Source organism: Solimicrobium silvestre (assembly GCF_002976435.1).
Classification (GTDB): Bacteria; Pseudomonadota; Gammaproteobacteria; order Burkholderiales; family Burkholderiaceae_D; genus Solimicrobium; species Solimicrobium silvestre.
In genome coordinates, this window is the sequence record NZ_PUGF01000027.1 from 19,235 (window position 1) to 44,965 (window position 25,731).

The window sequence follows — 25,731 nt, forward strand, 5'->3', positions numbered from 1 at the left end:
CTAATGACTAACGAAACCACCATCAATCTAGTTTTAATCGAAGACGAAAAACAAATCAGGCGCTTTTTAAGTGCCGCGTTAATCAATGAAGGTATCAACGTCCATGAGGCTGAAACGGGCAAGCAAGGCTTGATCGAATGCGCCACCAGAAAACCCGACATTATCATTGTCGACTTAGGCTTGCCGGACATCAGCGGTATTGAACTCATCCGTGAAGTACGAAGCTGGAGCGAAGTACCTATCATCGTGCTATCCGCACGTACCCAGGAACATGAAAAGGTGGATGCACTGGATGCTGGTGCTGACGATTATTTAAGCAAACCGTTTGGCACCGCTGAACTCATTGCACGGATCCGCGCTCATTTGCGACGCCGCCAACCAAGCGCAACCTCAAACGACCATCTATTTCAATTTGGCGACGTTACCGTCGATTTTTCTTTACGCACCGTGACTAAAAATGAAGAAGCAATTCATTTAAGCCCCATCGAATATCGCCTGTTATCGGTATTGGCACGCAATGCCGGCAAAGTGCTGACACACCGCCAGCTACTGAATGATGTCTGGGGACCGAACCACTCAGAGAGCAATCATTATTTGCGCATTTACATGGCTAATTTACGTCAAAAATTAGAGCAGGCACCTGCCCAACCAAAACACTTTTTAACTGAAACTGGTGTTGGCTATCGACTTGTTATTCAAGACAGCCGTAAATCTTAAAGCTCTTCAACAAGATGCAAAAAAGGGTAGCCGAAGCTACCCTTTTTTATTTAACTCATTACTAATTTAAGAAGCTGCTTTAGCGCCAGCGAGTTCTGCTGGTGTTGCAACAAAAGGCTTAACAATTTTTACATTCCCTTTTTGTTTTAACATTTCAACGTAGGCAAAAAACTCATCTGAGGCAGTAACATTATCAACCTGCTTGGCGATTTCCGCAGTACGTCCTTCATCAGGGGCTGCTTGCTGGATTTTGTTGATGCGGTACACAGCATATGCTTGTCCAGGCAATTCAACGCCAACAAAGGCTGGTAATTTACGTGTGTCTGCCTTCATGATTAAATCAAACGCAGCACCCGGAATACCACCTTGCTGAATCCGTGAAACCAGTTTTGTATCACCAAAACCAGCCGCATCAGGTGTCGCTATCAAACTGGCCAATTTTGCTTGACCCGCTTTTTGTGCTAATGATTCAGACTCAGCTAAAGTAACACGTGCAGTAATCACATCTTTAACTTCATCAAAAGGACGCTTGCTGGCTGGCTTGTGTTCCACAATGCGCGCCGATACCAGCGTGTTTGCGCCTAGTTCCAATGCTTCCGTATTACGTTTATTTTTGATAGCGTCATCCGAGAACAATGCCTTCAAAAATTTAGGGTTAGCCAAAATTGGATTGGAATGATTAACCGAATTTGGAACACGGGTAAGATTATCAGCAGTTGCTATAGTCAGCTTCAATTTATCCGCTACTGGTTGCAAACTAGTTGATTGCTCGTACACAGTATTGGTAAACGTCTCTGCCATTTCGCTAAATTTCTTGCCAGCTTTTTGCTTTTTAATGTCAGCACTAATTTGATCTTTTACTTGATCCAACGGTTTAACCGATGTTGGCTTAATCGCTGTTAAATGAATGATGTGAAAGCCAAAATCTGACTCAACCAAATCACTAATTTCATTTTCTTTTAATTTATATGTTGCATCTTCAAACGGTTTTAACATCATTCCTTTAGCGAAGAAATCAAGATCGCCGCCTTGTGCTTTAGAGCCTTCATCTTCTGAATATTGCTTAGCTAACTGAGCAAAGTTTTCCGGCTGCTTGCGCACTAAAGCCAACACTTCCTCAGCCTTCGCTTTGGCAGCGGCTTTTTCAGCGGCACTAGCGCCCTTATTCACTTTAATTAAAATATGACTGGCGCGACGTTGCTCGTCTACGCTGTAATTTTTAATATTTTGATCGTAGTAAGCTTTAATTTCTTCGTCAGACGCGGTCATTTGCGCTGCAATAGTTTCGCCGCTCAATACCACATACTCAATTTTAGCCATTTCTGGAATCTGAAATTGAGCGCCATTTTTATCGTAATAGGCTTTGAGCATTGCATCAGTAATTTTGACCTGACTCACAAAATCAGCTGCTTTAAAGTCAATTGATTGTATTTCACGCTCTTGACTGGTGATTGCATTGACTTGGGCGAGAACTGCTTTAGGAACAAAAGCACTGCCTTCTATGGCGGTAGTTAATTGTTGTTGAGCCAAGCGCTCTCTTTCGCCACTTTCATACATTGTAGGAGTCAGACGTTGCGCCGCTAAAGCGTTCTTATATCCTTCATTATCAAACGAGCCATTCGGCAATGTCAGACCAGGGATAGCCAAAATATTTTGTTGCAAAACTTGATCAGGGATGCTGAGGTTTTGATTCTTCACTTCTGCTCTTAATACGCGTTGAGCAATCAAATTATCCAGGATAGATTTTTTTGCTTCTACCGTATTAAACATCGCTTCATCAAACTTATCGCCAAACCGCTGACGCATTTTATCCATCTGCTGACGTAACGCATCATCAAACTCTTGTTGCGAGATATTTTCGCCGGCTACTTTAGCTACAGTTTCTTCGTTGTTACCACGAACGTAACTAGATATGCCAACTAGGGCGAAAGATGGAACGATAAATAACAGCAAAATGAACTGCATTAAACGCTGGTGGGTACGTACATATTCAAACATGGTGGATCACTCATTCACATGCTGGTGGGCGCTCAGGCGGCTTCGATATTTTATAAAGGCCATTGCATATAAAAAAAAGGAACTTACGTTCACTTTTAAAATTTCTGGTGGAATCTGGTAGAAACGAAGTGCGATTCTAGCAGTGTTTTAAGGATTATTACAACACTGCAAAGGAAAAATCATTAGAAGCTACGCAGGTGGCTTTTTCTCGCCACAAATAAAACGCCTGCTTGTCAGGGAATTTATATTTGGCTACGTTATGAGGGCTCGTATACATACCGCTGACTGGAGAATCGCTTCGAATCTCTTTGGCACCCGCACTGGCGACTCACTCCATTCCACAAATAAAAATACCCGCTTGCGCGGGCATTTGTATTTGGCGGAGTGGACGGGACTCGAACCCGCGACCCCCGGCGTGACAGGCCGGTATTCTAACCAACTGAACTACCACTCCTGTGTTTGGCCATGCAACTTGTTTAATTGGTGGGTGCTGAGAGGCTCGAACTCCCGACCTACGCCTTGTAAGGGCGCCGCTCTACCAACTGAGCTAAGCACCCAACTAAACAGCTAAGCTGCATTGAGGGCGTTAGTTTACCGCATCTTTCAAACCTTTGCCAGGTTTAAATTTTGGTACTTTCGCCGCTTTAATTTTAATGGCTTCGCCAGTTCTTGGATTACGACCCACACGTGCGGCACGTTTTCCAACTGAAAAAGTACCGAAACCGACCAAGGTTACAGTGCCATTTTTTTTCAGGGTTACTTTAACTGCGCCTATCATCGCGTCTAACGAACGTGTTGCCGCAGCTTTGGAAATATCTGCTGTTTTGGCGATATGTTCAATCAATTCGGTTTTATTCACTTACGTCCCCTAGCAAAAGTTAATTTCTGTGTCGATGCTTATCGACATTCAATGTTCGCGCATCATCACGCGTCAATTCATTTGGTTTTTGTTCATTCTCACTTCTTCCCACCTTTTACGGCAGAAAATCAGCCCTCGTATTAAACAAGTCCTACAGCACGGTGTCAAGCGGTTTAACTAAATTTTACTAAGGAATAAAAAAATAATGCGTGAAAATCGTACGCGGCTTACTAATCAGTATAATTTAGGGTCTTTCAATGCTGCAGTGCTTCCTTCAAAATATGAATAAATCCTCTAATTCCGCCAACAATATCTCCGTGCAAATTGGCACTCCCTTATCACATAGCGCAACCAAAGTTATGCTGCTAGGCTCCGGCGAACTCGGCAAAGAAGTGATTATTTCATTACAACGTTTAGGCGTTGAAGTGATTGCTGTTGATCGTTATGCAGATGCTCCAGGCCACCAAGTTGCGCATCGCTCGCACGTTATTGATATGACGGACGGTGTAGCACTCGCCAACTTAATAGCTGTAGAACAACCTGACTTAATCGTGCCTGAAATTGAGGCCATTGCGACGCTTACGTTAGTTGAATTAGAAGCCGCCGGCAAAGTACGGGTTATCCCCACTGCCAGAGCCACCTGGCTAACTATGAACCGCGAAGGAATTCGACGTTTAGTGGCCGAAGAATTAAGCCTGCCAACATCACCTTACCGCTTTGCAGATACGTTGGAAGAAATGCGTGCCGCTTGCGATTTTATCGGCTATCCATGCATTATTAAACCGGTCATGTCTTCATCAGGAAAAGGCCAGTCAAAGATTGATAATGCCAGCGAAGTTGACGCTGCCTGGGAATACGCCGCAAGCGGTGGCCGGGTACAAAATGGCCGCGTAATTGTGGAAGGCTTCATCGATTTTGACTATGAAATTACGCTGTTGACAGTGCGTGCATTAGACGCTAACGGCCAGCCAGCGACCCATTACTGCGAACCAATCGGCCATGTACAAGTACAAGGTGATTATGTTGAGTCTTGGCAGCCTCAGGCGATGCATCCGCAAGCCCTTGAAAATGCCCGCAACATCGCTAAAAAAGTCACTGATAATTTAGGCGGACTGGGACTGTTCGGCGTTGAGTTATTTGTTAAAAACGAGATGGTCTGGTTTTCAGAAGTCAGCCCGCGCCCGCATGATACCGGTATGGTAACGATGGCGTCACAGGTGCAAAATGAATTCGAGTTGCATGCCAAAGCGATTCTTGGTTTGCCGGTGGATACCAGCTTACGCTGCCCTGCCGCATCGGCGGTTATTTATGGCGAACACAACGCTCGTGCGATTGCATTCCAAGGCGTCGCGGATGCGCTCTCGGTACCCGGCACGGATATTCGCTTATTCGGCAAGCCGGAATCATTTACCCGTCGTCGCATGGGTGTGACTTTAGCTACGGCTCCAGACACGGATACGGCTCGCACTAAAGCCAAACAAGCAGCAGCTAAAGTGAAGCCGGTCGTCGTTTAACGCGCTTATTTGGCATGGCTAATAGTCTTTAAACAATGACGCAGCTCGTATTTGTTGAAAATGTTTTACCGTTTTCAACAAAGCGTCTATAGTTTAGCCCACTCACATCTTCTAGACGAATCATGAATTACGACGTTGCAATCATTGGAAGCGGGTTAGCGGGCTTTTCAGTCGCGCTACACTTGGCAGAAAATCACAAAGTAGCCATTTTTTCTAAACGCAGTTTATTAGATGGCTCAAGTAGCTGGGCGCAAGGCGGCATTGCTGCAGTATTAGACTCTGGCGACAGCGTTGAGCAGCATTTATCGGACACTATCATCGCCGGAGGCGGTTTATGCGATGAAGCGGCCACACGCTATATTTTAGAAAACGGTCGCAGCGCAATTGATTGGCTTATCGCTCAAGGTGTGCCCTTTACCCCAGATGCAGATGCCGAGCTTGGCTACCATTTGACCCGTGAAGGAGGCCACAGTCAGCGCCGGATTATTCATGCAGCGGATGCCACCGGACACGCGGTGCAAGTCACGCTAGAACAGCAAATTCGCAACCATCCCAACATCACGTTATTTGAGCATCATTACGCGATTGATCTGATTACGTCAGATAAATTAGCCGATCCTGCCAGCGCCAACGTCAACCCAACACCAGCGCGCTGTTTAGGCTTATATGTGCAAGACGTTCAAACCGGAAAAGTGCATACCGTCACCGCGCAACATACAGTATTAGCGACCGGCGGCGCAGGCAAAGTGTATTTGTACACAACCAATCCAGACACGGCCACCGGCGACGGCATTGCCATGGCATGGCGCGCCGGTTGCCGGATTGCGAATATGGAATTTATTCAATTTCATCCGACCTGTTTGTATCACCCGTATGCCAAATCTTTTTTGATTTCCGAAGCGGTACGCGGTGAAGGCGGTTTATTGAAACTGCCCGCCGAAGCAGGTACATCTGCAGGAAAACGGTTTATGCCAGCGCACGACGAGCGTGCTGAATTAGCGCCGCGTGATGTTGTGGCGCGCGCGATTGACTTTGAAATGAAAAAACGCGGTTTAGACCATGTTGATTTAGACATCACCCATCAACCGCCTGAGTTTTTACAAGAACACTTCCCCACTATTTATGCACGCTGCCTGGAATTAGGCATCGACATCACCAAACAACCGATTCCCGTCGTGCCAGCAGCGCATTACACCTGCGGCGGCATCGTCACCGACATGACTGGACGCACCGATTTAGCAGGTTTATATGCAGTTGGTGAAACTTCGTATACCGGTTTGCATGGCGCAAATCGGCTTGCCAGTAACTCATTATTAGAATGTTTGGTGATCGGCAAAGCGGTGGCCGAACAAATTGCCGATCAAGAAATTTTGCGCTCGCCTGACTTACCAAGTTGGGATGAAAGCCGTGTAACCGACGCCGACGAAGAAGTTGTCATCGCTCATAACTGGGATGAATTGCGCCGCTTTATGTGGAATTATGTCGGCATTGTGCGCACCACTAAACGTCTGGAACGCGCCCAGCATCGGATTCGTTTATTGAAAGAAGAAATCGACGAATATTACGCCAACTTCCGCATCACCAATCACTTGCTGGAATTGCGTAATTTGGTCGATGTGGCGTCACTGATCGTCAACAGCGCGCTATCACGTCGCGAAAGCCGCGGCCTGCATTTTAGTCGCGATTTCCCGGATACCTTACCTAAAGCAATTCCAACGGTATTGGCTCCGCAACTGCGTGAAAAAACACGGAATGGAAAAATTCGGCACGGGCGTTAACGCTGATAAATTACTCAATATTGTAGGGTGGGCACGGTTTTGTGCCCACGGGTTACTTTTGATTAATTCCTTTGTTTATTGACGGTTACGCGTGGGCACAAAACCGTGCCCACCCTACGCTATACTCTCCCTTATGTAATCCGTGCACTCCGACCTTTTTAATGCCCGCCATGAAAACATCTAACATCACCCTCCTCGTTCTGTTCTACTCGCGGCACGGTGCCACTAAAAAAATGGCCGATTTTATCGCTCAAGGCATTGAAAGCGTACCCGGTTGCAGCGCCAGATTACGCACCGTTCCGGCCATATCCACCGTCTGCGAAGCTACTCAATCCGACGTTCCAACCGACGGCGCGCCGTATGTAGAACTCAGTGACTTAAGCGAATGCGCTGGCATTGCACTTGGCTCACCTACCCGCTTTGGTAATATGGCTTCCGCGATGAAATATTTTTGGGATGGCACCGCCGCTGACTGGCTATCCGGCACCTTAAACGGCAAACCGGCCTGCGTATTTACGTCCACCGGCAGCTTGCACGGCGGTCAAGAATCCACCTTGCTTTCAATGATGTTGCCGCTGCTTCATCACGGCATGTTGATCCTCGGCCTGTCTTACTCGCACCCCGCTTTAATGTCCACCTCCAGCGGCGGCACACCTTACGGGGCAAGTCATTGGGCTGGTGCCGACGGCAGCAAAGCCATTTCTGAAGACAGCAAGCAATTGGCCATTGCGCTTGGTGTACGACTCGCGAAAACTGCGCAACAACTGAACGTGTAAAAGTCGTTATAAAATTCAGCATAAAAGCAAAATGAGAGAAATATGAATAAATCCGCACTTTACGCCCACGGCGCAACCGCCTCGCTCATCGCCATTATTGCGCTCGGTATTATTGGTGAAATGTGGCTGGCACCGTTGCGCCCGGGCGGTTCCTGGTTAGTATTAAAAGTAGTGCCTTTATTGTTTTCTTTACGCGGTGTAATGAAGCGCGACAATTACACAATGCAATGGTCATCGATGTTGATTTTGCTGTATTTCACAGAAGGAATCGTGCGCGCAACGTCCGACAAAACGACACTGTCCGCACAGCTAGGCTGGCTGCAAGTTGCCCTTTGTTTGGCTTTCTTTTTTTGCGTATTAAGTTATTTACGTCCATTAAAAAAAGCGGCTAAAGCAGCTGCAAAAAAAGCTCAAGAACAAGCATCGCAATGAAACATTTTATCGATCAATGTCGCCAACTAATAGGAAGCACCCATGTGCTCACCGACAGTAGCGACATGACGAGCTATTTAACCGATTACCGACAACGCTACATCGGCACCGCTGCAGCCATATTAAAACCAGCAAATACCGAACAAGTCGCAGAAATCGTCAAATTATGCGCGCAGCACCGGATAGCGATTACCCCGCAAGGCGGCAACACAGGTCTGGTACTGGGCAGCGTCCCAGACCAAACTGGCCGCTCGATAGTTTTATCGCTGCTGCGCTTAAATCAGATCCGTCACATCGACGACATCAACAACACCATCACCGTCGAAGCTGGCTGTATTTTGCAACAAGTGCAAAACGCCGCGAACTCGGTTGATCGCTTATTCCCCTTATCGCTCGCATCCGAAGGCAGCTGCACAATAGGCGGCAATCTTTCCAGCAACGCGGGCGGCACAGCGGTTCTGCATTATGGTAATTGCCGCGCCTTATGTTTGGGCCTGGAAGTGGTCACGCCACAAGGCGATATCTGGAACGGCTTGCGCGCTTTAAGAAAAGATAATAGCGGTTACGATTTACGTGATGTGTATATCGGTGCAGAAGGCACTTTGGGCGTTATCACCGCAGCCGTTTTGCAGTTATTTCCCAAGCCAGCCAGCCAATTAACGGCATTTGTAGCGATCAATTCTGTTGAGGCCGCATTAGCCTTATTAAATCTGGCGCGTTCCAACAGCAAAGATACGGTACTCAGCGCGTTTGAAATCATGTCCAGTTACAGCCTGGCTTTAGTTAAACAGCACTTCCCTGAACTAAAACAGCCGGCACTAAAAGAACATCCCTATTATGTGTTGATTGAATTTTCCAGCCAAGATAGCGAAGCGGCCAATTGTGCGGCATTAGAAAATTTAATGACTATCGCCCTCGATACTGGCACAGCGCAAGATGCAGTACTAGCCACTTCACTGGCGCAATCCAACACGCTATGGCAGTTGCGCGAATCCATTTCTTCAGCACAGGCGGCGGAAGGAAAAAATATCAAGCACGATATTTCCCTGCCCATTTCGCAGATAGGTACCTTCATCCAGCAAACCGACGCGCTTTTGCAGCAGAAATTCAACGGGTGCCGCATGGTGACTTTCGGGCATTTGGGTGACGGTAATTTGCATTACAACGTATCCGCACCAAAAAATAGTTCGATTGATGACTTTCTCGCGCAACAAAATGCAATAAACCGGGTCGTATATGACAGCGTAGCCCAGTTTTCCGGCTCTATCTCTGCCGAACACGGTTTGGGTGCGCAGAAACGCGACGAGATTTTGCGCTACAAAAGTCCGGTCGAAATGCAATTAATGCGCAGCATTAAACAAGCACTTGATCCGCTCAACATCATGAACCCGGGAAAGGTGGTACAGCCTTTGCCATAGAAAGCCCGCACTATGCGCAAAGAAAATGTAACCCGCCAATTCTCCTTCCACATCGTATTCACTTCTGCGGCACTGACTTTATTGCTCAGTTCAAACGCTGCATATGCCATACATAAATGCATTCTAAACGGCAGCATCACCTATTCGGACATGCCTTGTCCTGCCAATGCAAATGTCTTACCTTTTACTCCATCAATCAGTCCACCTAACGACCCCGCAGCAGCAAAACAGCGCTACCTTTCCGATCTCCAGCAACTCAAGAAAATTGAACAACAAAAGGAAAAAGAAGAGACACAACAAAAACGTGAAGCGCTAATCTTGATAAATGAAAATAAACAAGCCAGAGATAAAAAATTTAAGTGTAAAGATTTGGATTTGAAACGAAAAATAGCTAAACAACAGCGCGACAAGCCGCAATCAAAACGAAAAAACAAGAATAATGAACAGACCGAAATACGTGTTCAGCAAGCTGAAAACAATTACCAATATTTTTGTAAAACAGAATAGTAGATTGGTATAAATAGCATTTTTTAAAACCTCAACAGCCTCTTATGCTTTGAAAGCTTCACTCTTCTTTCATTCACTACAGGTTGAATATTCCAAGTAAGATCCTGCCTCACCACGATACTCATCATCACAAATAAAAATGAGGGCTCAAGCCCTCATTTTTATTGCGCTAGAAAATCTCAAACGTTATTACTGCTTCAAATGCTGATCCAGCCAATCTAAAACAGTGTGATGCCACAGCACAGAATTAGCAGGTTTCAATACCCAATGGTTTTCATCCGGGAAAACCAGGAACTTGCTCTCTATACCCTGACGTTGCAGTGCCGTGAACGCGCCCATAGCTTGAGTGAACGGAATACGGAAATCTTGCTCGCCCTGCACTACCAACATCGGCGTTTTCCAATTAGTGACGAAATTCACAGGGTTGAATTTTTCGTGGCCTTGCGGATTTTTGTAATAAGTGCCACCGTTTTCCCATTCGTTGAACCAGAGTTCGTCGGTTGAGTAATACATTGCACGGTTATCAAACACGCCGTCATGATTAACAATGCAACGGAAACCGTCCGGCCAGTTGCCTTCGATCCAGTTCATCATGTAGCCGCCGTACGAAGCACCGAGTGCGCAGGAATGGCCACGATCCAGCCATGGGAATTGCTTAACCGCTGCTTCCAGTCCCTTTTGTAAATCTTCCAGTGGTGCGCCGCCCCAGTCCTGGCTGATTGCATCGGTGAATTTTTGGCCGTAACCGGTGGAACCGTGGAAATCAATGAAGACTGACGCATAACCGGCACCAGCGTAAATCTGCGGATTCCAACGATAACTCCATTCGTTGCCAAAGCTACCTTGCGGGCCGCCATGCACGATGAATGCGATCGGATATTTACCACCCTCTTTTGCATTCCAAGGCTTCATCACATAACCGTATACCTTGTCGCCGTTGTGGCCTGCAAATGAAAACTGTTCATACTCGCCAAACTTAACATCGGCCAGCGCCTGCGCATTGTTATGCGTCAGTTGCGTCATCTCAGGGGAACCGAGCTTCAGCTTAAACAGCTGTGCAGCAGAAGCTAAATTTTGATATGTAACCAACAGCATGTCATGCTTAACATCAAAACCGGAAACCCAACCCGGACCAGTCAAGGACTTGACGCTACCGCTGGCAACATCAATTGCAAATACGCGATGTTGGCCAACATCGTCAGCGCCAGCGTACAAAGTTTTACTGTCCGACGACCAAGCGTAATCGGCAACCGAATGATCCCAGTTGTTCGCCAACGTGCGTTTTTTACCGCTCGCAATATCCATCAACACAACATGAAAACGATCGGCTTCAAAGCCGGCACGGTCCATCGCCAGATAAGCCAACGTATGACCATCCGGTGAAAACGTCGGTTTGCCATCCCATGCAGGATTGTCCGCAGTCAGGTTGCGCGGAGCCTTACCACCGGCTGCCGGCACTTCATAAATGTCAAAGTTGGTTGACCAGGCTTCGGTCTTACCAGCCAGACGCAGCGAGAATGCGATGGTGGTGCCATCAGGGCTGAATTGATAGTCGTCATGGTCACCTGAAGGTTTGGACGGCACATCGCCATCCAGTGAGCCGGACAAATTGGCTAACTCACCACGCGCATGACCGGTAGCATCCAGCGCAGTTGAGTACAGCACGGTGTTGCGGCCATCGGCCCAAGTGTCCCAATGACGCACGAACAGTTTGTCAAATACGTGGCCGGATGCTTGCGTCTTGGTTTGCTCATCAAGACGTTTTTTGGTGCACGCCAGATCCGCACAATCACGGAATACTTCAACGCTCAGCGCAATGCGATCTGCACGCGGTGACAAACGGAAGCTGGTAACGTCCAGCGGCAAGTCCGTTGCCATCTCAGCTTCGCCGCCGTTCATAGGTAAGCGCCATACTTGTGATGTACCCGAACGCGCCGACAGGAAATATACTGCGTCACCGTTCGGTGACCATTCCGGATCAGAGCTGCTAGCGGCTGCATGGGTTAAGCGATGAGGCATTGCATGTGCATCACGAAGGTCGAGCATCCAGATTTCGGTATGACCAGCGTTTTTTGCACTATCGGTACTGCGCACGGTGTAAATTACCTTGCTCGCATCCGGAGACATGAGCGGGCTGCCAACACGTTCCATCTTGACCATGTCTTCAACGGTGAATCCACGCGGTGCAGCGAGCGCGTGAGTGGTGGTGAACTGCGCAGCGCACAGCGCCGTGATCAGCAATAAACGTAATTTCATTGATGTATCTCCTCTTTCTATTTTGATACGCCCCCAACACGGGGAGCGGTATTTCATTAACTATTACTGTTATTTCAACTACCTGATCTGATTATCACGCGAAGCAGTGCCAGCATGACAGTTCGACCAGTTTGTTACCCCAATTTGCCGCGCTTTGCCGCCCACCGATACAGGCCGGTAACAACGGTCGCACCCACAACCAGCGCAATGGTCATGGATTGACCTCCGCTCAAGCTATTCGCAATCGCCAGTGGCTCACCCTTGCCGGACAAAACGATCAGGCCAGCGAGAGCGACATTGAATAGACTTTCACCCACGATGAATCCCGACATGATCAGTACGCCAAGACGCTTGGCAGATTCACCCCAACTATGTTTTGAAACGGCCCGCTCAAAAAACCAGCCGCTAAAAGCACCAATGATTACCGGAAGGGTAACAGCGCCGGGCAGGTAAATAGCAAGTCCGACACCGAGTGGCGGCAGGCTGTATTTATCATTACTCGATTTCTTGAGAATAAAATTGATCAAGACCAGCCCCAGTCCAATCACTGCGCCAAACAGTATCAAATCCCAGCGCAGATCGCCTCCGATCACGCCCTTAGCCAGAGTCGTGATCAGCGTTGCCTGCGGCGCACTAAGCGGTTGATTGGAAATGGCATCCAGATTCGGTGCACCGACAAAGCCGTTGGCATGGTTCAGCAATTCCAACACCGGCGGCACTACGACTGAGCCAGCCAGAACACCGATCAGCAAACCTACCTGCTGACGCCACGGCGTTGCATCGACCAGTTGGCCGGTCTTCAAATCTTGCAGATTGTCGTTACCGATTACCGCCACCGCCAGCACAACCGTAGTAATGAACAAGGCATAAGCAACCAGAGCCTGAGCGACATCCGGCCCGATCAAATGACGCGCGACTGCGCCAACGCTCAACGCAGCGCCAAGTATGGTCAGGATAGCGATACCGGAGACGGGCGAGTTGGACGAGCCGATCAAACCAGCCATATAACCACAGACTGCCGCAGCAAACATACCGGCAATCAGAATGTAGGCAATGCCAACAGCAACCAGTGGCACACTCACGCTTTGCAATACGCCGCCTTGCAGGAAGCTTGTCAGCAACCAGCCAGCAGGCAACATTGAGAACAAGGTCACCAGACCGACAATAAAAATCGGCAAATCCTGTTCAGTACGTGGGATGTCGGTGCTACCCTCTTTGACACGACGTGCGGTATCGAGTGCTGATTTAAGCCCGCCAATAACGGGTTTCGCCATACCGGCCAGCGTGATGATCGCTGCGGTACCGATCGCACCTGCGCCGATCATGCGAACATTGGTTGACCAGATTTTAAGTGCATGGTCGACCAACGATAATCCTGGAAGCGGATACATATTAGTCAGAATAGGAACCAGTATTCCCCAAGCGATGATCTGGCCAGCCAGCATCGCTACACCGACCGTAATGCCCATCAGGTGACCGGCACCGATCAAGGCTAATGAACTTGATGCACCGATTCCGGTTGAACCATTCCCGACACGGAAATAAATCGACATTTCGTCAGCCATCAGTTTGAGAGCGGAACCGGCCGCATAAAGTGCGGATGCCAGACTACCCCAGATAACAGCCCACAATCCGGCCTGACCTTCCGCAGCGCCAGCGCGTGAAGACATACCGACCTTCAAAACTTCAGCCGCAGCCACGCCTTCCGGATACGGCAAATCAGATTGCGACACCAATGCGCGGCGCAGCGGCATTGTGTACATCACACCAAGTACACCGCCGATGGCGCAGGCACCAAATGTAGGCCAGAACGGCACATGTACCCACCAACCTATCATTAACAGTCCGGGCAACACAAAGATCACTGAAGCCAGCGTACCTGCGGCCGAAGCGATGGTTTGAACAATATTGTTTTCCTGGATCGATGCATCTTTGAATGCGCTCAACAGGGCCATTGAAATAACAGCCGCCGGAATCGATGTAGCGAAAGTGAGACCGACCTTCAGGCCCAGGTAGACCTGCGCCGCGGTGAAAATCAGGGTGATTAAGATGCCTAAGATCACCCCACGCAATGTGATCTCTTTTGGCATTGACGCTGTAACACTGTTCATTCCTGGGCTCCGCTCGTTAGTTATGGTTTGTTTTTAGAAAAGCGCGACTATCATATCCGACTTTTGGCATCAAGCAACATAGTTGTGGCTGCGCATGTCACAGCACCGTACGGTGACGCGGTGGCACTGTGCGCGGACAATATAACAATATTCACAGAATTAATTCAGATTGCCCGACTGGTTGATTGCGGTCAGGATTGTGCCAGTTTTATGGCCGTTTGAGAATAATGCCACCAAGGAATTGGTGGCACATTTTGATGATTATCGGCTGATTATTGTGAGTTTCAGCTTTTGAAGATGGAATACATTTGCTTTTTAATATGGTAGACAGCTTGCCAGCACTCTACCAAGTTGAAAATGGATGGCGCAGTAAATTCGCATTCAAATAACGCTTATCATCCGTCACTTCTTCGCCAACCCAAGCGGGCTTGCTAAAAGTTTGCCCTTCACTTTCAAGCTCGATTTCAGCGACCACCAAACCTGCATTGTCACCAATAAAAACATCCAATTCCCACAGCATTCCGTCGTGAGGTATCCGGTAGCGGTATTTTTCTATCAGCGGCTGCTCGCATAATTTCAGCAATTCATCCGCATCAGCTAAAGGAATCGGATATTCCCATTCGCTCCGCACGATGCCCTGCATGGCGCCTTTAATAGTAAGCATAGCGTCGGCTCCTTCAATCCGAACCCGCACTACACGTTCCGGGCTAGCCAGAAGATAGCCTTGGCGCATTACTGCGCTCCGTGGCAAATCTTGCCACGGGCTGCCTAACACCAAAAATTTACGTTCTATTTCAAGCGCCATGATGAGATGAGTTCCTACTTAGTTTTTACTTGATTTCTGTTCAAATGCTGCAAAATAGGTTGCAACATTGCTTCACCTAATTTTGCACTACGATCGCCATCCCAGCCCACTACGTCATCCGGCATATCGGCATTGTCTTTAAATGGCAATTCCAAGGTCAGTGAAGTGCATTTGAAATGATGTCCAACATATTTAGAAGCGAGTTTTAATACGTCTTCATAATATTTATCAGTTGGATACCCAAATTTCGTTTGGAAGTCCGGGCTAGCAGCAACAAAGCTCTGCACAAACGCGTTTTGCTCTGCCATTTGCTGTTCGGTAAAACCTTGCAACATTTCGCTACCGGCTACGAAGTTATATGGCAAGCCTTCGTCACCATGAATATCTAAAAATAAATCACAGCCTGTTTCATGGATTTTATTTTTAACATAGAAAACTTCCGGGCTAGTTTCCAGACTTGGCGTCATCCACTCACGATTCAAATTGGCACCTGCCGCATTGGTACGTAAATTGCCGCGCACTGAACCGTCTGGATTCATATTCGGCACCACATACAACACGGCTTTTTGTAAGATCTTGCGGGCAATCGGGTTTGCCACATCCAGCAAGGCATCCAACATTCCCTCTACCAGCCATTCGGCCATGCTTTCGCCCGGATGTTGACGTGCAATCACCCACACTTTTTGCTCAGCGGCTTCATCACCGATGACCAGCATATTTAAATCGCGACCATCTACCGTGTTACCTAAATCTTCAATTCGAACCTGCGGAGAGTAAGCCGCGCGGCCCAATAAAGACAAATGACGTTCCCATGAATACGGCTCAAAATAGGCGTAATAAACGCTGTCTTCAGTCGGCGTATGCTTAATAGTCAGTACCTTGCCATCGTATTCGGTGTCGACCCGAAACCATTCTTCGCGATCATAACTAGCAACTGCCCGATACCCTTCCCAACCCGACGGATACGTTGCCGCGCCCGCATTCAGAATACGTAACGTACACGCTTCATCGCGCGCACCTTGCAGTCGGAAATAAAACCATTGCATAAAATCGGCATTGGAATCTTTACGTAGATTTAAATTGATTTGGCTAGGCTGTGCAGTGCTAACGACTTCAATCGCACCTGCATCAAAATGAGAACTGATTTTGATCGACATAATAAAAAGATCTGCAAGGATCGGAAAAGGAAAACCGCTATTGTCCTCCTATTGCCAAGTTTTCGCCAAGCAACCTGCAAATTTTCTTCGTAACAGAGGCGTAAGTCTGGTAATTGAATAAAAAATTTACTATAATCGGCGCTTCGTCGGGGCGTAGCGCAGCCTGGTAGCGTACATGCATGGGGTGCATGGGGTCGTGTGTTCGAATCACACCGTCCCGACCAAATTACTATTTAAAGTCAATAAGTTGCAGCGCATTCGGATGCCTATCCGTAATGTTCTAGAAGATAAAACTCTATCATTGACAACCTAAACCACTCATCTCATCGCGCTGGAAGCGGAGAATTAAATCTTCTGGCGACTAAGTGATTCGCCCCAATCCGGACCAAGCCTTCGCCCAATAGCTGCCACTCAAGATATTTCCTCTAGTAAAGAAAAATCACGGCAGCATTACACTCTACCCTGGCTATTTGGTAAATCTATACGTCCTAAATAGTTGGATCTATATGATGTTCAGTACTGAATTCAAAGGCGTATAATTTTAATTGAACCAACGAGCAAGAATGGTTGAGTTCCATTTAATGGGGTGTTCCATGAAAATTCCAAACGAATTGAAAATACCACTAATAGTATTTACGCTGGAATCAGCGGTTGTAGCTGGGTTTATCGTGATTTTTACGTTTATTTTGAAGCTATCTTAACTAGGGTCGGCGTTGATTTTTTTGCCTCGAAGCACTAGTTAAATACGCGATAAATTCAATGTGAAAATGGATCGCACTTATTCAAGTGCGACGGATTGGTTTTGATTAAAACAAATACTTTTCCTTGAAATTAACGGCTCTTCCAAATCATCATAATTCCGAGATTTGAATATATACGGCCATGCATCATCTTCTGTCAGATATCCAGCCAAATACTCCTTGTCTGAACAAATTAATCATAGATAGCTAATTCACTCATCGGTATTAATAAACTCAATAAATTAGCGTTTATTTCAGAAAGTCTCCAACCATTTCAAAGCCTGCACATCATCAGCAAAAGGAAAGTGTTTTATTTCGGCCGATATAAAATGCTTGCCAAGTGATTCTGCTATGTCGGCGAAATGAGTATCTGTCACGATCGCCACGCGTTCGACCTTCTTATGATGTTCGCTAACAAAATGCATATGAGCAACAAATCCTCCGAAGTTCTCCCAACCGGGAAATCCCTTTGTGTGAATTAACACGCCCTTGAGTTTGAGGTGCTCGGAAAGATAAGCATCGACAACCACGCTGAGACCGTCGAAATCCTCTTTGCTTAGCGGTGTTTGGGGCTTGAGCACTAAAATGCCTGCGTGCGTCATTATCGAATAGTTGAGCATTTGATCCTCCATGAATATATACGTCATGCTACGCAATAATGATTAACCACTCTGTTCGCCAGAGTACATAAGAGAATCTTTGCCAGCGCAACGTTATACGAAGAGGCATTCGCGTTCCTATAAAGCCTCACCGTAAAGTTAACTGATTTCACTATTCTGAAATTGCGGCTAATCAACGTATTCACCAGCTAATTTTTAATTGGATGTGAGTGCGGAAATTAAGATATTGAGCATAAATATCAATAAGCGCTTAAAAGTCTAGGATTGAATCGTAATTTGTATAGTTGAAAAAAATAGATTTAACCGTTCCCAGAGTCATCGTTTCGTCATAATTAATTTCGCAAAACCGTGACTAAATCTTATTCGCATATCGACCACCTAAAGCGCCCGATAACCCACTTTTTTTGCACTAGAACGTAGGATATTTTGATTGTGCCTAAAAATTACCCACAACACCGAATTCACCCACATCTAAAGGTGCTTTTAATTGCTTTTAGAAAATTCAAAATGCCCTAAATAGGGCATTTACTTCGATTGAATAGCTATATATGCTACCTACAAATGCAAAACAACAACAATTACAAAATAAAACTATTTAGGTGTTGCAATGAGGCAACAACAAAATGGCCGTTAGATAACAGTGTCTATTGCCACAAGGGGAACGACGCCCAGAGTAAAAATGAACACCAGGCACTACACATTGCTTAATACAACAGTTTAAAAAGGGAACCATATGATCTTAGATGAAGAAAAAATTGAAGAGCAAGTAGGAGAAAAATTAGACGCATGGTTGGATCGCGCCGATAAGGATATTGAAGCCGCAGTAAATCGCGGCTTGGCAGTTGCTTTATTGGAGGGTGTTTCAGCTGGCGCAAAGGTAATGTATGAAGAAGGTGTTCCGGTAGAAATCAGTACCCGAGTGCTAACCAATCATAAACGACGTTCTTCCGATTGGCAGTAATTTGCTGGCTCAGCAACATACAACAAAACTGACATTAAGTTTTGGATTGTAAGACTGGATTTTGCACCATTGAATCGAAACTTAAAATCTCTCCATTTAAATTTTTGATTGCTATCTGATAAATTTAAACTTAATTGACTGGCAGATCACCGCCAGTTAATAGGCAATAAATTTTATGCGGGGACTATCCCTAATTTGGCGACATCACGCAGCCTATGCTAAAAACGGTCAAAAAAGATCAAAAATATTCGACTTATTTGAATACACATTTTCATCTTCTTTGGATCTGCATTCCCATAGTGTGGATGTGAATTTATTTTCAAATTACAAGAGACTGCAACAGGCAGTTATGGGCAGCCCGCCGCCTTATGTTTCATGTCAACTGCCCTAAGCATGATTCTCAAGAATAGACTCATAATGCTCAACAGTTGGGAACGGATCATAAAAATGGTGAAGGAATCGTTTCCATTCTTGATATTCCTGTGATCCTCGAAAGCCAACCGTGTGGTCTTCCAAACTCTGCCAATTCACAAGCAAAATATACCTACTTTTATTTTCCAAACATCGTTGAAGCTGATGTGAGACATAGCCATTCATATTTGAAATAATTTCTGAAGCTTTACAGAATGCCGTTTCAAATTGCTGTTCCTGACCTGCTCGAACATCGAGTGTAGCAACTTCTAAAATCATTAAATTCCCCAGTGATCAAAAGTAATGATATTCAACGCGATGGCTAGATTTTAGAGCGTTCTCCGATGATGGCAAAGTGCCTTCTGCCTTACAAAGTCACGTCTAGTACAAACTAGTATACGGATCGGCAGTTCCCCACCTACTGGAACCGCCGATGTAGTTACTTCAAAGAAAGCCCACTACACCGTTATTTCAACGGCTGCAAAATCGTAGTCAAACGATCCGGCGTTCCTTCGATGCGGACTAAATGCGGATATTTCAACCCGTCATGATAATCAATGCTCACGGTATGGTAACGATCATCCTTTTTAAGCAGCAATTCGATCGGCTGTTTGCTGGTTTTTGCTGCCGTTATAACCTCTTTTAACAGCTCCGCTTTATAGCTACGTCCATTTACCGCTAGCAGCGTCGCGCCAATTGTCATGCCATGCTTGAAGGCGACGCCATCCCACGCGACATAATCTAAACGCCCTTCTTTACCAACTGTGAAGCCGAGTGAATAAGCATAATCCGTCACATGACGTTCTTCCTCTTCGCTCTTGGTAGCTTCGCTGCGTTCTTCGGTGTAAGCCAACTTCCAACCCGCACGAGTTAAGCCGTCTTTAGGGCCTTCTTTTGCATGTCCATCTAAACGCGTGCGCAGGAAAGTTGCCCAGTCATAGGGTTGTATTGCATTGAGCGTGCTCACTACGTCGTCAAAGGTGTAAGTCAATGCGCTATGGCGACCATTTTCGACGCCGAAGAAAGTGTGCGCAAAATCATTTAATGATTTTTGCTCACCCGACATTTCGCGAATTTTGGTATCCACATCCAACCAGACTAATTGGCCTTCGCGGTAGTAATCTTCTGGACGCTGCCAAGATACCCATGCCAACGGACTGCGGCGCGAAATGATCGGCATGTTGGTGGTGTCTTGCAATGCGCGCCATGTGCGGCCTACGCGTTGATCATAAGAAGCTGCGATATTGGCCAAAGTATCGCGAGTTTGCTCGACGCTGACTAAACCGGAGCGCGCGGCTAATACATCGCCCCAGTATTCGGTTTGTCCTTCATATACCCATAGCAAGGAATTTTGCATCGGGACGTTGAAATTAGGCGTCCATAAATCGGCGGGGCGACGAAATTTGCCATCCCATGAATGAGTAAATTCATGCGGTAGCAAACCACGCGTTCCCCACGTTTTACTCCATTCGGTAAAATAATTCGGCTTAACCCCATTTTCGCTCGATTGATGATGCTCCAAACCGATACCGGTAAATTCATCGCTCAACGACAACAGGAAATCATAGTGCACATAATGTTGCGAACCATACAGCTTATAAGCCTGCTGCACCAAAGCACGATGCGCATCAATTTGTTCTGGCTTGGTGACTAAATTTTCCGGTCTGTCTGCAACCACATTCAAAAATACCGGTACTTTTGCGCCCGGATCCAGATCAAAACGTTTGAAGTATTTACCGGCAAAAAGCGGTGAATCAATCAAATCATCTAAATTGGTTTGTTTAAACTGGGCTTGTGTACCTACTTGCTGGGCAAGCTCTAACGCAGTGCCAAACTTCCAATCGGCAGGCAGCGTTACGCTCGGCTTAAAGCTGATGCCGCGGGCATAGTATCCGGCCGGATAAAGCACTACAGCATTCCATTGCACGCCAACGATTTCCTGTGTGGCGGTAATGCGGCCTTGGTTACCTTCAACGGGTGACAGGAACTGATAATCGGCATCAATAAATTTGACGTTGGCAGGGACAGTCAGATGAAAGGCGAACATGTTGAGCGTGTCACGCTTCCATTCAACCGGTTGACCATTCGCTGTCAGCATTAAGCCCGCAAGCTGCGAGATTGGCCCAGTCGGAGCATGGTTACCTGGCAACCATTGCGGATAAAATAGCGTTAATTTACCGGCCGTGACAGGGATTCTTTCATGCACTTTAAAAATCTTTTGGTCGAGGTTCGTCACATCGACGTCCAGTTGAATAGTACCTGGATAAACTTTATCGACGGGCGGCGGAATTTCCTGCGCGACAGCAACATGAAACGCTGTTGCCGCTAATAAAGTAGCGATTAATTTGGCGTTAGGTAACTTGCCAGAAATAGCCTTATGTTCGCTTGAAAATGGCATATATATCCGATCATTTAAAAACTTGCTAGAAGATTGAAACTTCATGATGTTATTTTTTATATTTCACCACCCAGTTGAGTAAAACCCAGGCAGTCCAAAGAGAGTCTGCTTTACTTTACATTTAAAGTTTCGATAGTTTATACCGCTGTCATTATTTTTGCTTAACAGCAACAATAATGATGTTCCGTTTATACAACTTGTTAAATTACTTGCAATAGCTATTCGTTTAGGAAATACTTTCAGTGGCATCTGAATTGCGTATTTTTCTATTCAAGAATTCCTGCATCTCTCTCAACCAATTACATAGTGCTAAAGGATTAAAATGACATTCGCCGAATCCATCCGTATTTGCTTTAATAAATATGCCGACTTCAATGGTCGCGCTTCCCGTTCTGAATTTTGGTGGTTTGCATTATTCACTTTCTTAGTCTCCGCTGCATTAAATATCATCAACAGATCAGGCACCCTGAGCGGATTATTTTCTCTGGCAACGCTGATCCCATCATTAGCAGTTGGCGCACGCAGATTGCACGACACAAACCGTAGCGGCTGGCTGCAATTGCTTTGGTTCATTCCAATCATCGGCTGGATTTTTCTTCTTATTTGGGATGTGCAAGACAGCGACAAAGAAGCTAACCGTTTCGACACGGCTGCATAATTCAGATTCAAATTAACATGGGCTGACAATGCGTCAGCCCTGCAATACCTCCTCCCATCAACTCGCTGAAATATATGTGGCATTTTAAATGCAACATATATATAATTCAAACATCCCATCAGCAATCGCAACCTTGAGTTGCGTTTTTTCCATGCAGCTTACCCATTTTACTGATTTCGGCTTGCGTATTTTGATTTACCTCACCGGCGTACCGGACGGCGAAGTAGTCACGATTAAAGAGATTTCAGCGCAATTCAATGTGCCGCAAAATCATCTGAATAAAATCGCTAACCGACTTGGCAAATTGGGCTGGGTAGAGGCCACGCCAGGGCGTAACGGTGGCTTACGTCTGAATATCGAACCAGCTAGTTTGCTGTTGGGCGATATTTTGCAAACGCTGGAAGGCCATCCAGCTTTGGTTGATTGCGAAAAACCCGCTTGCGCACTGAAAGGCAACTGCAATTTAAAACGCATTCTTGATCTTGGCTTACGTGACTTTTTTGCTGCGATGAATCAATACAGTCTGGCAGACTTAACCCAATCACCTACTTCGGATGTGATCGCCCGTATGCATTTTCAACCGCGTAGTTTGTCGGCACGACCGCACTAAATATCCCACTACTATTTTGTTAGTTTGACCCGGCATCATCACGCCGTTTAGAAACACGTTTTATTTGTCGCATATTATTTACCACAATAAGGAATTACTGATGTTATCAATAGAAACCAGAGCTGTATTAGACGCTTCAGTCCCCGTACTACGTGAGCACGGCGTAGCAATTACCACCAGTTTTTATGCAAGCATGTTTGCTGCCCATCCTGAATTAAAAAACATCTTCAACATGGGAAATCAAAAATCAGGCGCGCAACAACAATCACTAGCTAGCGCCCTATTCGCTTACGCCGCCAATTATGATAATCAGGCTGCGCTCTTGCCGGTAGTGAGCCGGATTGTACAAAAACACGTTAGCGTAGGGATTCGTGCCGACCACTACCCTATCGTTGGGAAGTATTTACTGGGCGGAATTGCTCATGTATTGGGTGCCGCCGCCACACCGGCCTTGTTGGCGGCATGGGGCGATGCCTATGGTGATCTGGCTGGACTATTTATCTCCGAAGAGCAAGCCCAATATCGCAGCAAAAGTATAGAACCGGGACAATGCAGACAAGTTACGGTAAATAAAAAAGTAATCGAGAGTGAGCAAGTTACGTCGTTTTATCTGGTTGCCACCGATGGCAATCCTTTGCCGGCTTTTTTACCTGGTCAATATATCAGCGTGGCGATGCAAGTAGCTGATGGCGGAAAACAGCTGCGTCAGCTACGTCAATACAGCCTGTCAGACGCAGCGGATAAGCCGTACTGGCGGATTAGCGTTAAGCGCGAAGTTGCGCAGGCTGAACTAGATGCCGGCATGGTGTCCGGGTTAATCCATGATCAAATTCAGGTTGGCGACACGCTTTGGGTCGGCATGCCTTGCGGTGACTTTGTGTTACATCACGAGTCCGAACTTGCAAGCAACCGTGCGCCATTAATATTAATCAGTGCTGGGGTCGGCATTACGCCGGTGATGAGTATGCTGCACAGCAGTTTGGCTAAGCAGCAGCGCCAGGTACGATTTTTCCACGCAACACGAAGCGGAAAATATCATGCCTTACGCTCTGAATTGCATGCATTGGCGCAGCATAATAAGCAGTTGGATATACATATTTGCTATGAACATCCTGAGACCAGCGATGTCATTGGACGTGATTACATATCGGCTGGCAAGCTTGATTTAAACGCCGTCAACGCCGACCTGCTACCCACAAATGGGCACTATTATTTATGCGGCCCTAGCCCATTCATGCAACAACAACGTCGCGCCTTAATAGCGCGTGGTATTCCAGAGGCGCAAATTCGTCATGAAGTATTTGGCCCGGAATTGATTGGTCATTTGGCTTAAATAAGCTCCTGCTTAAAAACGTTTTTTGCCAGAAATTATCACCATTTCTGGCAAAAAACCACGCAATCTGCGCGCCCCCGTCTCGTTTGTTGCCCTATAATGCGCGCTCGTGCTTTACTCTCCAATCGCGCATTCAATCACAGACTTATGGCCGTTAATCATTACGAAAACTTCCCGGTTGCCTCCTTTTTGCTGCCCGCCCGCTTGCGCCCTGCGGTGCGTGCCTTGTACACATTTGCGCGTAGTGCGGACGATATTGCCGACGAGGGAGATGCGAATGACGAACAACGCATAGCCGGTTTAAATTCGTATGCGGCGCAATTAGCGCAAATTAAACGGGGCGATACGCCGGATGATGCACAGTTTCAAGTTCTACAACAAACCATTGCGCAATATCAGCTACCGATTCAACCGCTCTATCAATTACTTTCCGCCTTTAAGCAAGATGTCGTTAAAAAACGTTATGCCAATTATGCTGAGTTGTTAGATTATTGCGACCGCTCGGCCAATCCGGTCGGTAATTTAATTTTGCATCTATATGGCGCAGCCACTCCGCAAAACTTGCACGATTCCGACGCGATTTGCTCGGCATTACAACTAATTAATTTTTGGCAGGATGTAGCCATCGACTGGCAAAAGCAGCGCATTTATATTCCACTTGACGATATGCAGCGCTTTGGCGTTTCAGAGCAAACCATTGGCGAACAAATTTGCGACCCGGCCTGGCGCGCACTAATGCAATTTGAAGTGCAACGAACCCGCGAACTAATGCTCTCCGGCAGTCAATTAGCTTGCCGCTTACCAGGCAGAATTGGGCTGGAGTTACGCGCAGTCGTTCAGGGGGGATTAAGAATTTTAGAAAAGATTGAACTAAAGCAAGAAAACGTTTTCCAAGACAGGCCAAAATTAAACAAGTGGGATAGTCTGGTGATTGCCTGGCGGGTAATTTGGATGTAATAAGATAACAAATTATATTTCAGCCTACCTTAGGTGAAGCAGGAGTTTCGCGGAATATGTCCATGCCTGCATTTCAGACAAGTAAACAGGTGTAAATGATTGTGTTACGAGAATAAAATACTAAACTGAACTTGACTAAGTACTTAACAAGATCTACATTCTTCACCTTTGCGGCACCAAATACAAATCGACGGAAAAATATTCCAACAATGTTCCAGCAACAGCGAAAATCATCTGCCACGTCCCGCTTCACCTTGAAACTAAAGGCGAAATCGTGGTGCGCGCTAGTAGCGTTGATAACGGCGCTGGCCTTTATCTCGCTGATTTCGATTGCGGCAACACATCACCATAGCACCGTCCAAGAATCCCAAGACTGCTCGTTTTGCAGTGCTGTTTCCGATAAAATCGGCGGTAACTTAGCTGCACCGTCCTTATTCGTCGCCAGTTTCTTTGTCCTGTTTAGGGTCGCAGTTCAAACTCTACGCAGTACTTTCTACGTCACTTCCAAACTTTTTCCACCTAGCTGCGGCCCGCCTAGCATCGCTTAATCACACCTGAAGAGTATTGCTCGTCTACCGCGTTCACACGCGACGTGGAATCGCGCAGCTTATCTCTCATTCTGTCTTACATGTCATCTTGATTGGCGGCTAAGCATATTCCCTGAATGGATATCGCGTTAGCCACGCTAGCCATATTTTTTTAATATTCGTTTTGC

General features: G+C 46.6%; 22 protein-coding genes and 3 tRNA genes. 14 read left to right on the forward strand and 11 right to left on the reverse strand.

The genetic code is table 11. From position 1 onward, the window contains the following. Positions 1–3 precede the first annotated feature (3 nt). Complete coding sequence (kdpE, locus tag S2091_RS20395) at positions 4–717, forward strand: two-component system response regulator KdpE (RefSeq protein WP_105533817.1); 714 nt, start codon at positions 4–6, stop codon at positions 715–717. 66 nt (positions 718–783) lie between these two features. On the opposite strand, the gene S2091_RS20400 is transcribed toward kdpE, so the two are convergent. From S2091_RS20400 to S2091_RS20415, 4 genes are all read right to left on the reverse strand, one after another. Beyond that, positions 784–2,715 carry a SurA N-terminal domain-containing protein gene (locus S2091_RS20400; protein ID WP_105533818.1) on the reverse strand — a complete coding sequence of 644 codons (1,932 nt, stop codon included), beginning with the start codon at positions 2,713–2,715 and terminating at the stop codon, positions 784–786. 377 nt (positions 2,716–3,092) lie between these two features. Then, a tRNA-Asp gene (locus S2091_RS20405) sits at positions 3,093–3,169 on the reverse strand. 27 nt (positions 3,170–3,196) lie between these two features. Continuing rightward, positions 3,197–3,272 (reverse strand) — tRNA-Val (locus S2091_RS20410). Positions 3,273–3,301: 29 nt separating this feature from the next. Then, positions 3,302–3,574, reverse strand: coding sequence for an HU family DNA-binding protein (locus tag S2091_RS20415; RefSeq protein WP_105533819.1), 273 nt, complete (start codon positions 3,572–3,574; stop codon positions 3,302–3,304). Positions 3,575–3,855: 281 nt separating this feature from the next. Between S2091_RS20415 and purT the strand changes: the two genes are divergently transcribed. From purT to S2091_RS20445, 6 genes are all read left to right on the forward strand, one after another. Next, positions 3,856–5,088, forward strand: coding sequence for a formate-dependent phosphoribosylglycinamide formyltransferase (gene purT, locus S2091_RS20420; protein WP_105533820.1), 1,233 nt, complete (start codon positions 3,856–3,858; stop codon positions 5,086–5,088). 122 nt (positions 5,089–5,210) lie between these two features. Then, positions 5,211–6,866, forward strand: coding sequence for an L-aspartate oxidase (nadB, locus tag S2091_RS20425; RefSeq protein WP_105533821.1), 1,656 nt, complete (start codon positions 5,211–5,213; stop codon positions 6,864–6,866). 170 nt (positions 6,867–7,036) lie between these two features. Further along, positions 7,037–7,642: an NAD(P)H:quinone oxidoreductase gene (wrbA, locus tag S2091_RS20430; RefSeq protein ID WP_105533822.1), complete on the forward strand. Its 606-nt coding sequence runs from the start codon at positions 7,037–7,039 to the stop codon at positions 7,640–7,642. Positions 7,643–7,684: 42 nt separating this feature from the next. Continuing rightward, positions 7,685–8,074 (forward strand): DUF2069 domain-containing protein, encoded by a 390-nt coding sequence (locus S2091_RS20435; RefSeq protein WP_105533823.1) that lies wholly within the window; start codon positions 7,685–7,687, stop codon positions 8,072–8,074. Further along, positions 8,071–9,492, forward strand: coding sequence for an FAD-binding oxidoreductase (locus S2091_RS20440; protein WP_105533824.1), 1,422 nt, complete (start codon positions 8,071–8,073; stop codon positions 9,490–9,492). Before S2091_RS20435 ends, S2091_RS20440 begins: the two co-directional genes overlap by 4 nt. Positions 9,493–9,504: 12 nt before the next feature. Then, positions 9,505–9,999 (forward strand): DUF4124 domain-containing protein, encoded by a 495-nt coding sequence (locus S2091_RS20445; protein ID WP_105533825.1) that lies wholly within the window; start codon positions 9,505–9,507, stop codon positions 9,997–9,999. A gap of 189 nt (positions 10,000–10,188) precedes the next feature. On the opposite strand, the gene S2091_RS20450 is transcribed toward S2091_RS20445, so the two are convergent. From S2091_RS20450 to S2091_RS20465, 4 genes are all read right to left on the reverse strand, one after another. Further along, complete coding sequence (locus S2091_RS20450) at positions 10,189–12,255, reverse strand: S9 family peptidase (RefSeq protein ID WP_105533826.1); 2,067 nt, start codon at positions 12,253–12,255, stop codon at positions 10,189–10,191. A gap of 134 nt (positions 12,256–12,389) precedes the next feature. Further along, a complete protein-coding gene (locus S2091_RS20455) occupies positions 12,390–14,366 on the reverse strand; it encodes an OPT family oligopeptide transporter (protein ID WP_105533827.1) in 1,977 nt (658 codons plus the stop codon). A 343-nt stretch (positions 14,367–14,709) separates the two neighbouring features. Continuing rightward, positions 14,710–15,171 carry a CYTH domain-containing protein gene (locus tag S2091_RS20460; protein ID WP_105533828.1) on the reverse strand — a complete coding sequence of 154 codons (462 nt, stop codon included), beginning with the start codon at positions 15,169–15,171 and terminating at the stop codon, positions 14,710–14,712. Between the two features lie 14 nt (positions 15,172–15,185). Then, entirely contained in the window at positions 15,186–16,328 is a 1,143-nt protein-coding gene (locus S2091_RS20465) for a M14 family metallopeptidase (RefSeq protein ID WP_105533829.1), read from the reverse strand. A gap of 147 nt (positions 16,329–16,475) precedes the next feature. On the opposite strand from S2091_RS20465, the gene S2091_RS20470 reads away from it, so the two are divergent. Next, positions 16,476–16,552, forward strand: a tRNA-Pro gene (locus S2091_RS20470). A gap of 770 nt (positions 16,553–17,322) precedes the next feature. Here the strand turns inward: S2091_RS20470 and S2091_RS20475 are convergent. After that, complete coding sequence (locus tag S2091_RS20475) at positions 17,323–17,688, reverse strand: SpoIIAA family protein (protein WP_105533851.1); 366 nt, start codon at positions 17,686–17,688, stop codon at positions 17,323–17,325. Positions 17,689–18,421: 733 nt separating this feature from the next. Between S2091_RS20475 and S2091_RS20480 the strand changes: the two genes are divergently transcribed. After that, the gene (locus S2091_RS20480; protein WP_105533830.1) at positions 18,422–18,649 is read left to right on the forward strand and encodes a hypothetical protein; all 228 of its coding nucleotides are present in this window, start codon (positions 18,422–18,424) and stop codon (positions 18,647–18,649) included. A 387-nt stretch (positions 18,650–19,036) separates the two neighbouring features. On the opposite strand, the gene S2091_RS20485 is transcribed toward S2091_RS20480, so the two are convergent. Both S2091_RS20485 and S2091_RS20490 read right to left on the reverse strand, forming a co-directional pair. Then, positions 19,037–19,339 (reverse strand): antibiotic biosynthesis monooxygenase family protein, encoded by a 303-nt coding sequence (locus tag S2091_RS20485; RefSeq protein WP_105533831.1) that lies wholly within the window; start codon positions 19,337–19,339, stop codon positions 19,037–19,039. A gap of 187 nt (positions 19,340–19,526) precedes the next feature. After that, positions 19,527–21,458 carry a M61 family metallopeptidase gene (locus tag S2091_RS20490; RefSeq protein WP_105533832.1) on the reverse strand — a complete coding sequence of 644 codons (1,932 nt, stop codon included), beginning with the start codon at positions 21,456–21,458 and terminating at the stop codon, positions 19,527–19,529. A gap of 322 nt (positions 21,459–21,780) precedes the next feature. Here S2091_RS20490 and S2091_RS20495 point away from each other — a divergent pair, with 322 nt between their 5' ends. The 5 genes from S2091_RS20495 (at position 21,781) to S2091_RS24135 (ending at position 25,564) form a co-directional block, all read left to right on the forward strand. Next, entirely contained in the window at positions 21,781–22,116 is a 336-nt protein-coding gene (locus S2091_RS20495) for a DUF805 domain-containing protein (protein ID WP_105533833.1), read from the forward strand. Between the two features lie 88 nt (positions 22,117–22,204). Further along, on the forward strand, positions 22,205–22,726 hold the full coding sequence (locus S2091_RS20500; RefSeq protein WP_243405512.1) for an Rrf2 family transcriptional regulator: 522 nt from the start codon (positions 22,205–22,207) through the stop codon (positions 22,724–22,726). A gap of 100 nt (positions 22,727–22,826) precedes the next feature. After that, positions 22,827–24,059 (forward strand): NO-inducible flavohemoprotein, encoded by a 1,233-nt coding sequence (gene hmpA, locus S2091_RS20505; protein WP_105533834.1) that lies wholly within the window; start codon positions 22,827–22,829, stop codon positions 24,057–24,059. 147 nt (positions 24,060–24,206) lie between these two features. Further along, positions 24,207–25,016 carry a squalene synthase HpnC gene (gene hpnC, locus S2091_RS20510; RefSeq protein ID WP_105533853.1) on the forward strand — a complete coding sequence of 270 codons (810 nt, stop codon included), beginning with the start codon at positions 24,207–24,209 and terminating at the stop codon, positions 25,014–25,016. Positions 25,017–25,225: 209 nt separating this feature from the next. After that, positions 25,226–25,564: a hypothetical protein gene (locus S2091_RS24135; protein WP_105533835.1), complete on the forward strand. Its 339-nt coding sequence runs from the start codon at positions 25,226–25,228 to the stop codon at positions 25,562–25,564. Positions 25,565–25,731 lie beyond the last annotated feature (167 nt).

What these genes read in the sequence shown, in the direction of transcription:
- hmpA (WP_105533834.1), top strand. Translation starts at nt 22,827, where the DNA reads ATGTTATCAATAGAAACCAGAGCTGTATTAGACGCTTCAGTCCCCGTA.
- S2091_RS20435 (WP_105533823.1), top strand. Translation starts at nt 7,685, where the DNA reads ATGAATAAATCCGCACTTTACGCCCACGGCGCAACCGCCTCGCTCATC.
- S2091_RS20400 (WP_105533818.1), bottom strand. Translation starts at nt 2,715, where the DNA reads ATGTTTGAATATGTACGTACCCACCAGCGTTTAATGCAGTTCATTTTG.
- S2091_RS20495 (WP_105533833.1), top strand. Translation starts at nt 21,781, where the DNA reads ATGACATTCGCCGAATCCATCCGTATTTGCTTTAATAAATATGCCGAC.
- wrbA (WP_105533822.1), top strand. Translation starts at nt 7,037, where the DNA reads ATGAAAACATCTAACATCACCCTCCTCGTTCTGTTCTACTCGCGGCAC.
- S2091_RS20440 (WP_105533824.1), top strand. Translation starts at nt 8,071, where the DNA reads ATGAAACATTTTATCGATCAATGTCGCCAACTAATAGGAAGCACCCAT.
- S2091_RS20450 (WP_105533826.1), bottom strand. Translation starts at nt 12,255, where the DNA reads ATGAAATTACGTTTATTGCTGATCACGGCGCTGTGCGCTGCGCAGTTC.
- S2091_RS20475 (WP_105533851.1), bottom strand. Translation starts at nt 17,688, where the DNA reads ATGCTCAACTATTCGATAATGACGCACGCAGGCATTTTAGTGCTCAAG.
- S2091_RS20480 (WP_105533830.1), top strand. Translation starts at nt 18,422, where the DNA reads ATGATCTTAGATGAAGAAAAAATTGAAGAGCAAGTAGGAGAAAAATTA.
- S2091_RS20500 (WP_243405512.1), top strand. Translation starts at nt 22,205, where the DNA reads ATGCAACATATATATAATTCAAACATCCCATCAGCAATCGCAACCTTG.
- nadB (WP_105533821.1), top strand. Translation starts at nt 5,211, where the DNA reads ATGAATTACGACGTTGCAATCATTGGAAGCGGGTTAGCGGGCTTTTCA.
- kdpE (WP_105533817.1), top strand. Translation starts at nt 4, where the DNA reads ATGACTAACGAAACCACCATCAATCTAGTTTTAATCGAAGACGAAAAA.
- hpnC (WP_105533853.1), top strand. Translation starts at nt 24,207, where the DNA reads ATGGCCGTTAATCATTACGAAAACTTCCCGGTTGCCTCCTTTTTGCTG.
- S2091_RS24135 (WP_105533835.1), top strand. Translation starts at nt 25,226, where the DNA reads ATGTTCCAGCAACAGCGAAAATCATCTGCCACGTCCCGCTTCACCTTG.
- purT (WP_105533820.1), top strand. Translation starts at nt 3,856, where the DNA reads ATGAATAAATCCTCTAATTCCGCCAACAATATCTCCGTGCAAATTGGC.
- S2091_RS20445 (WP_105533825.1), top strand. Translation starts at nt 9,505, where the DNA reads ATGCGCAAAGAAAATGTAACCCGCCAATTCTCCTTCCACATCGTATTC.
- S2091_RS20465 (WP_105533829.1), bottom strand. Translation starts at nt 16,328, where the DNA reads ATGTCGATCAAAATCAGTTCTCATTTTGATGCAGGTGCGATTGAAGTC.
- S2091_RS20490 (WP_105533832.1), bottom strand. Translation starts at nt 21,458, where the DNA reads ATGCCATTTTCAAGCGAACATAAGGCTATTTCTGGCAAGTTACCTAAC.
- S2091_RS20460 (WP_105533828.1), bottom strand. Translation starts at nt 15,171, where the DNA reads ATGGCGCTTGAAATAGAACGTAAATTTTTGGTGTTAGGCAGCCCGTGG.
- S2091_RS20455 (WP_105533827.1), bottom strand. Translation starts at nt 14,366, where the DNA reads ATGAACAGTGTTACAGCGTCAATGCCAAAAGAGATCACATTGCGTGGG.
- S2091_RS20485 (WP_105533831.1), bottom strand. Translation starts at nt 19,339, where the DNA reads ATGATTTTAGAAGTTGCTACACTCGATGTTCGAGCAGGTCAGGAACAG.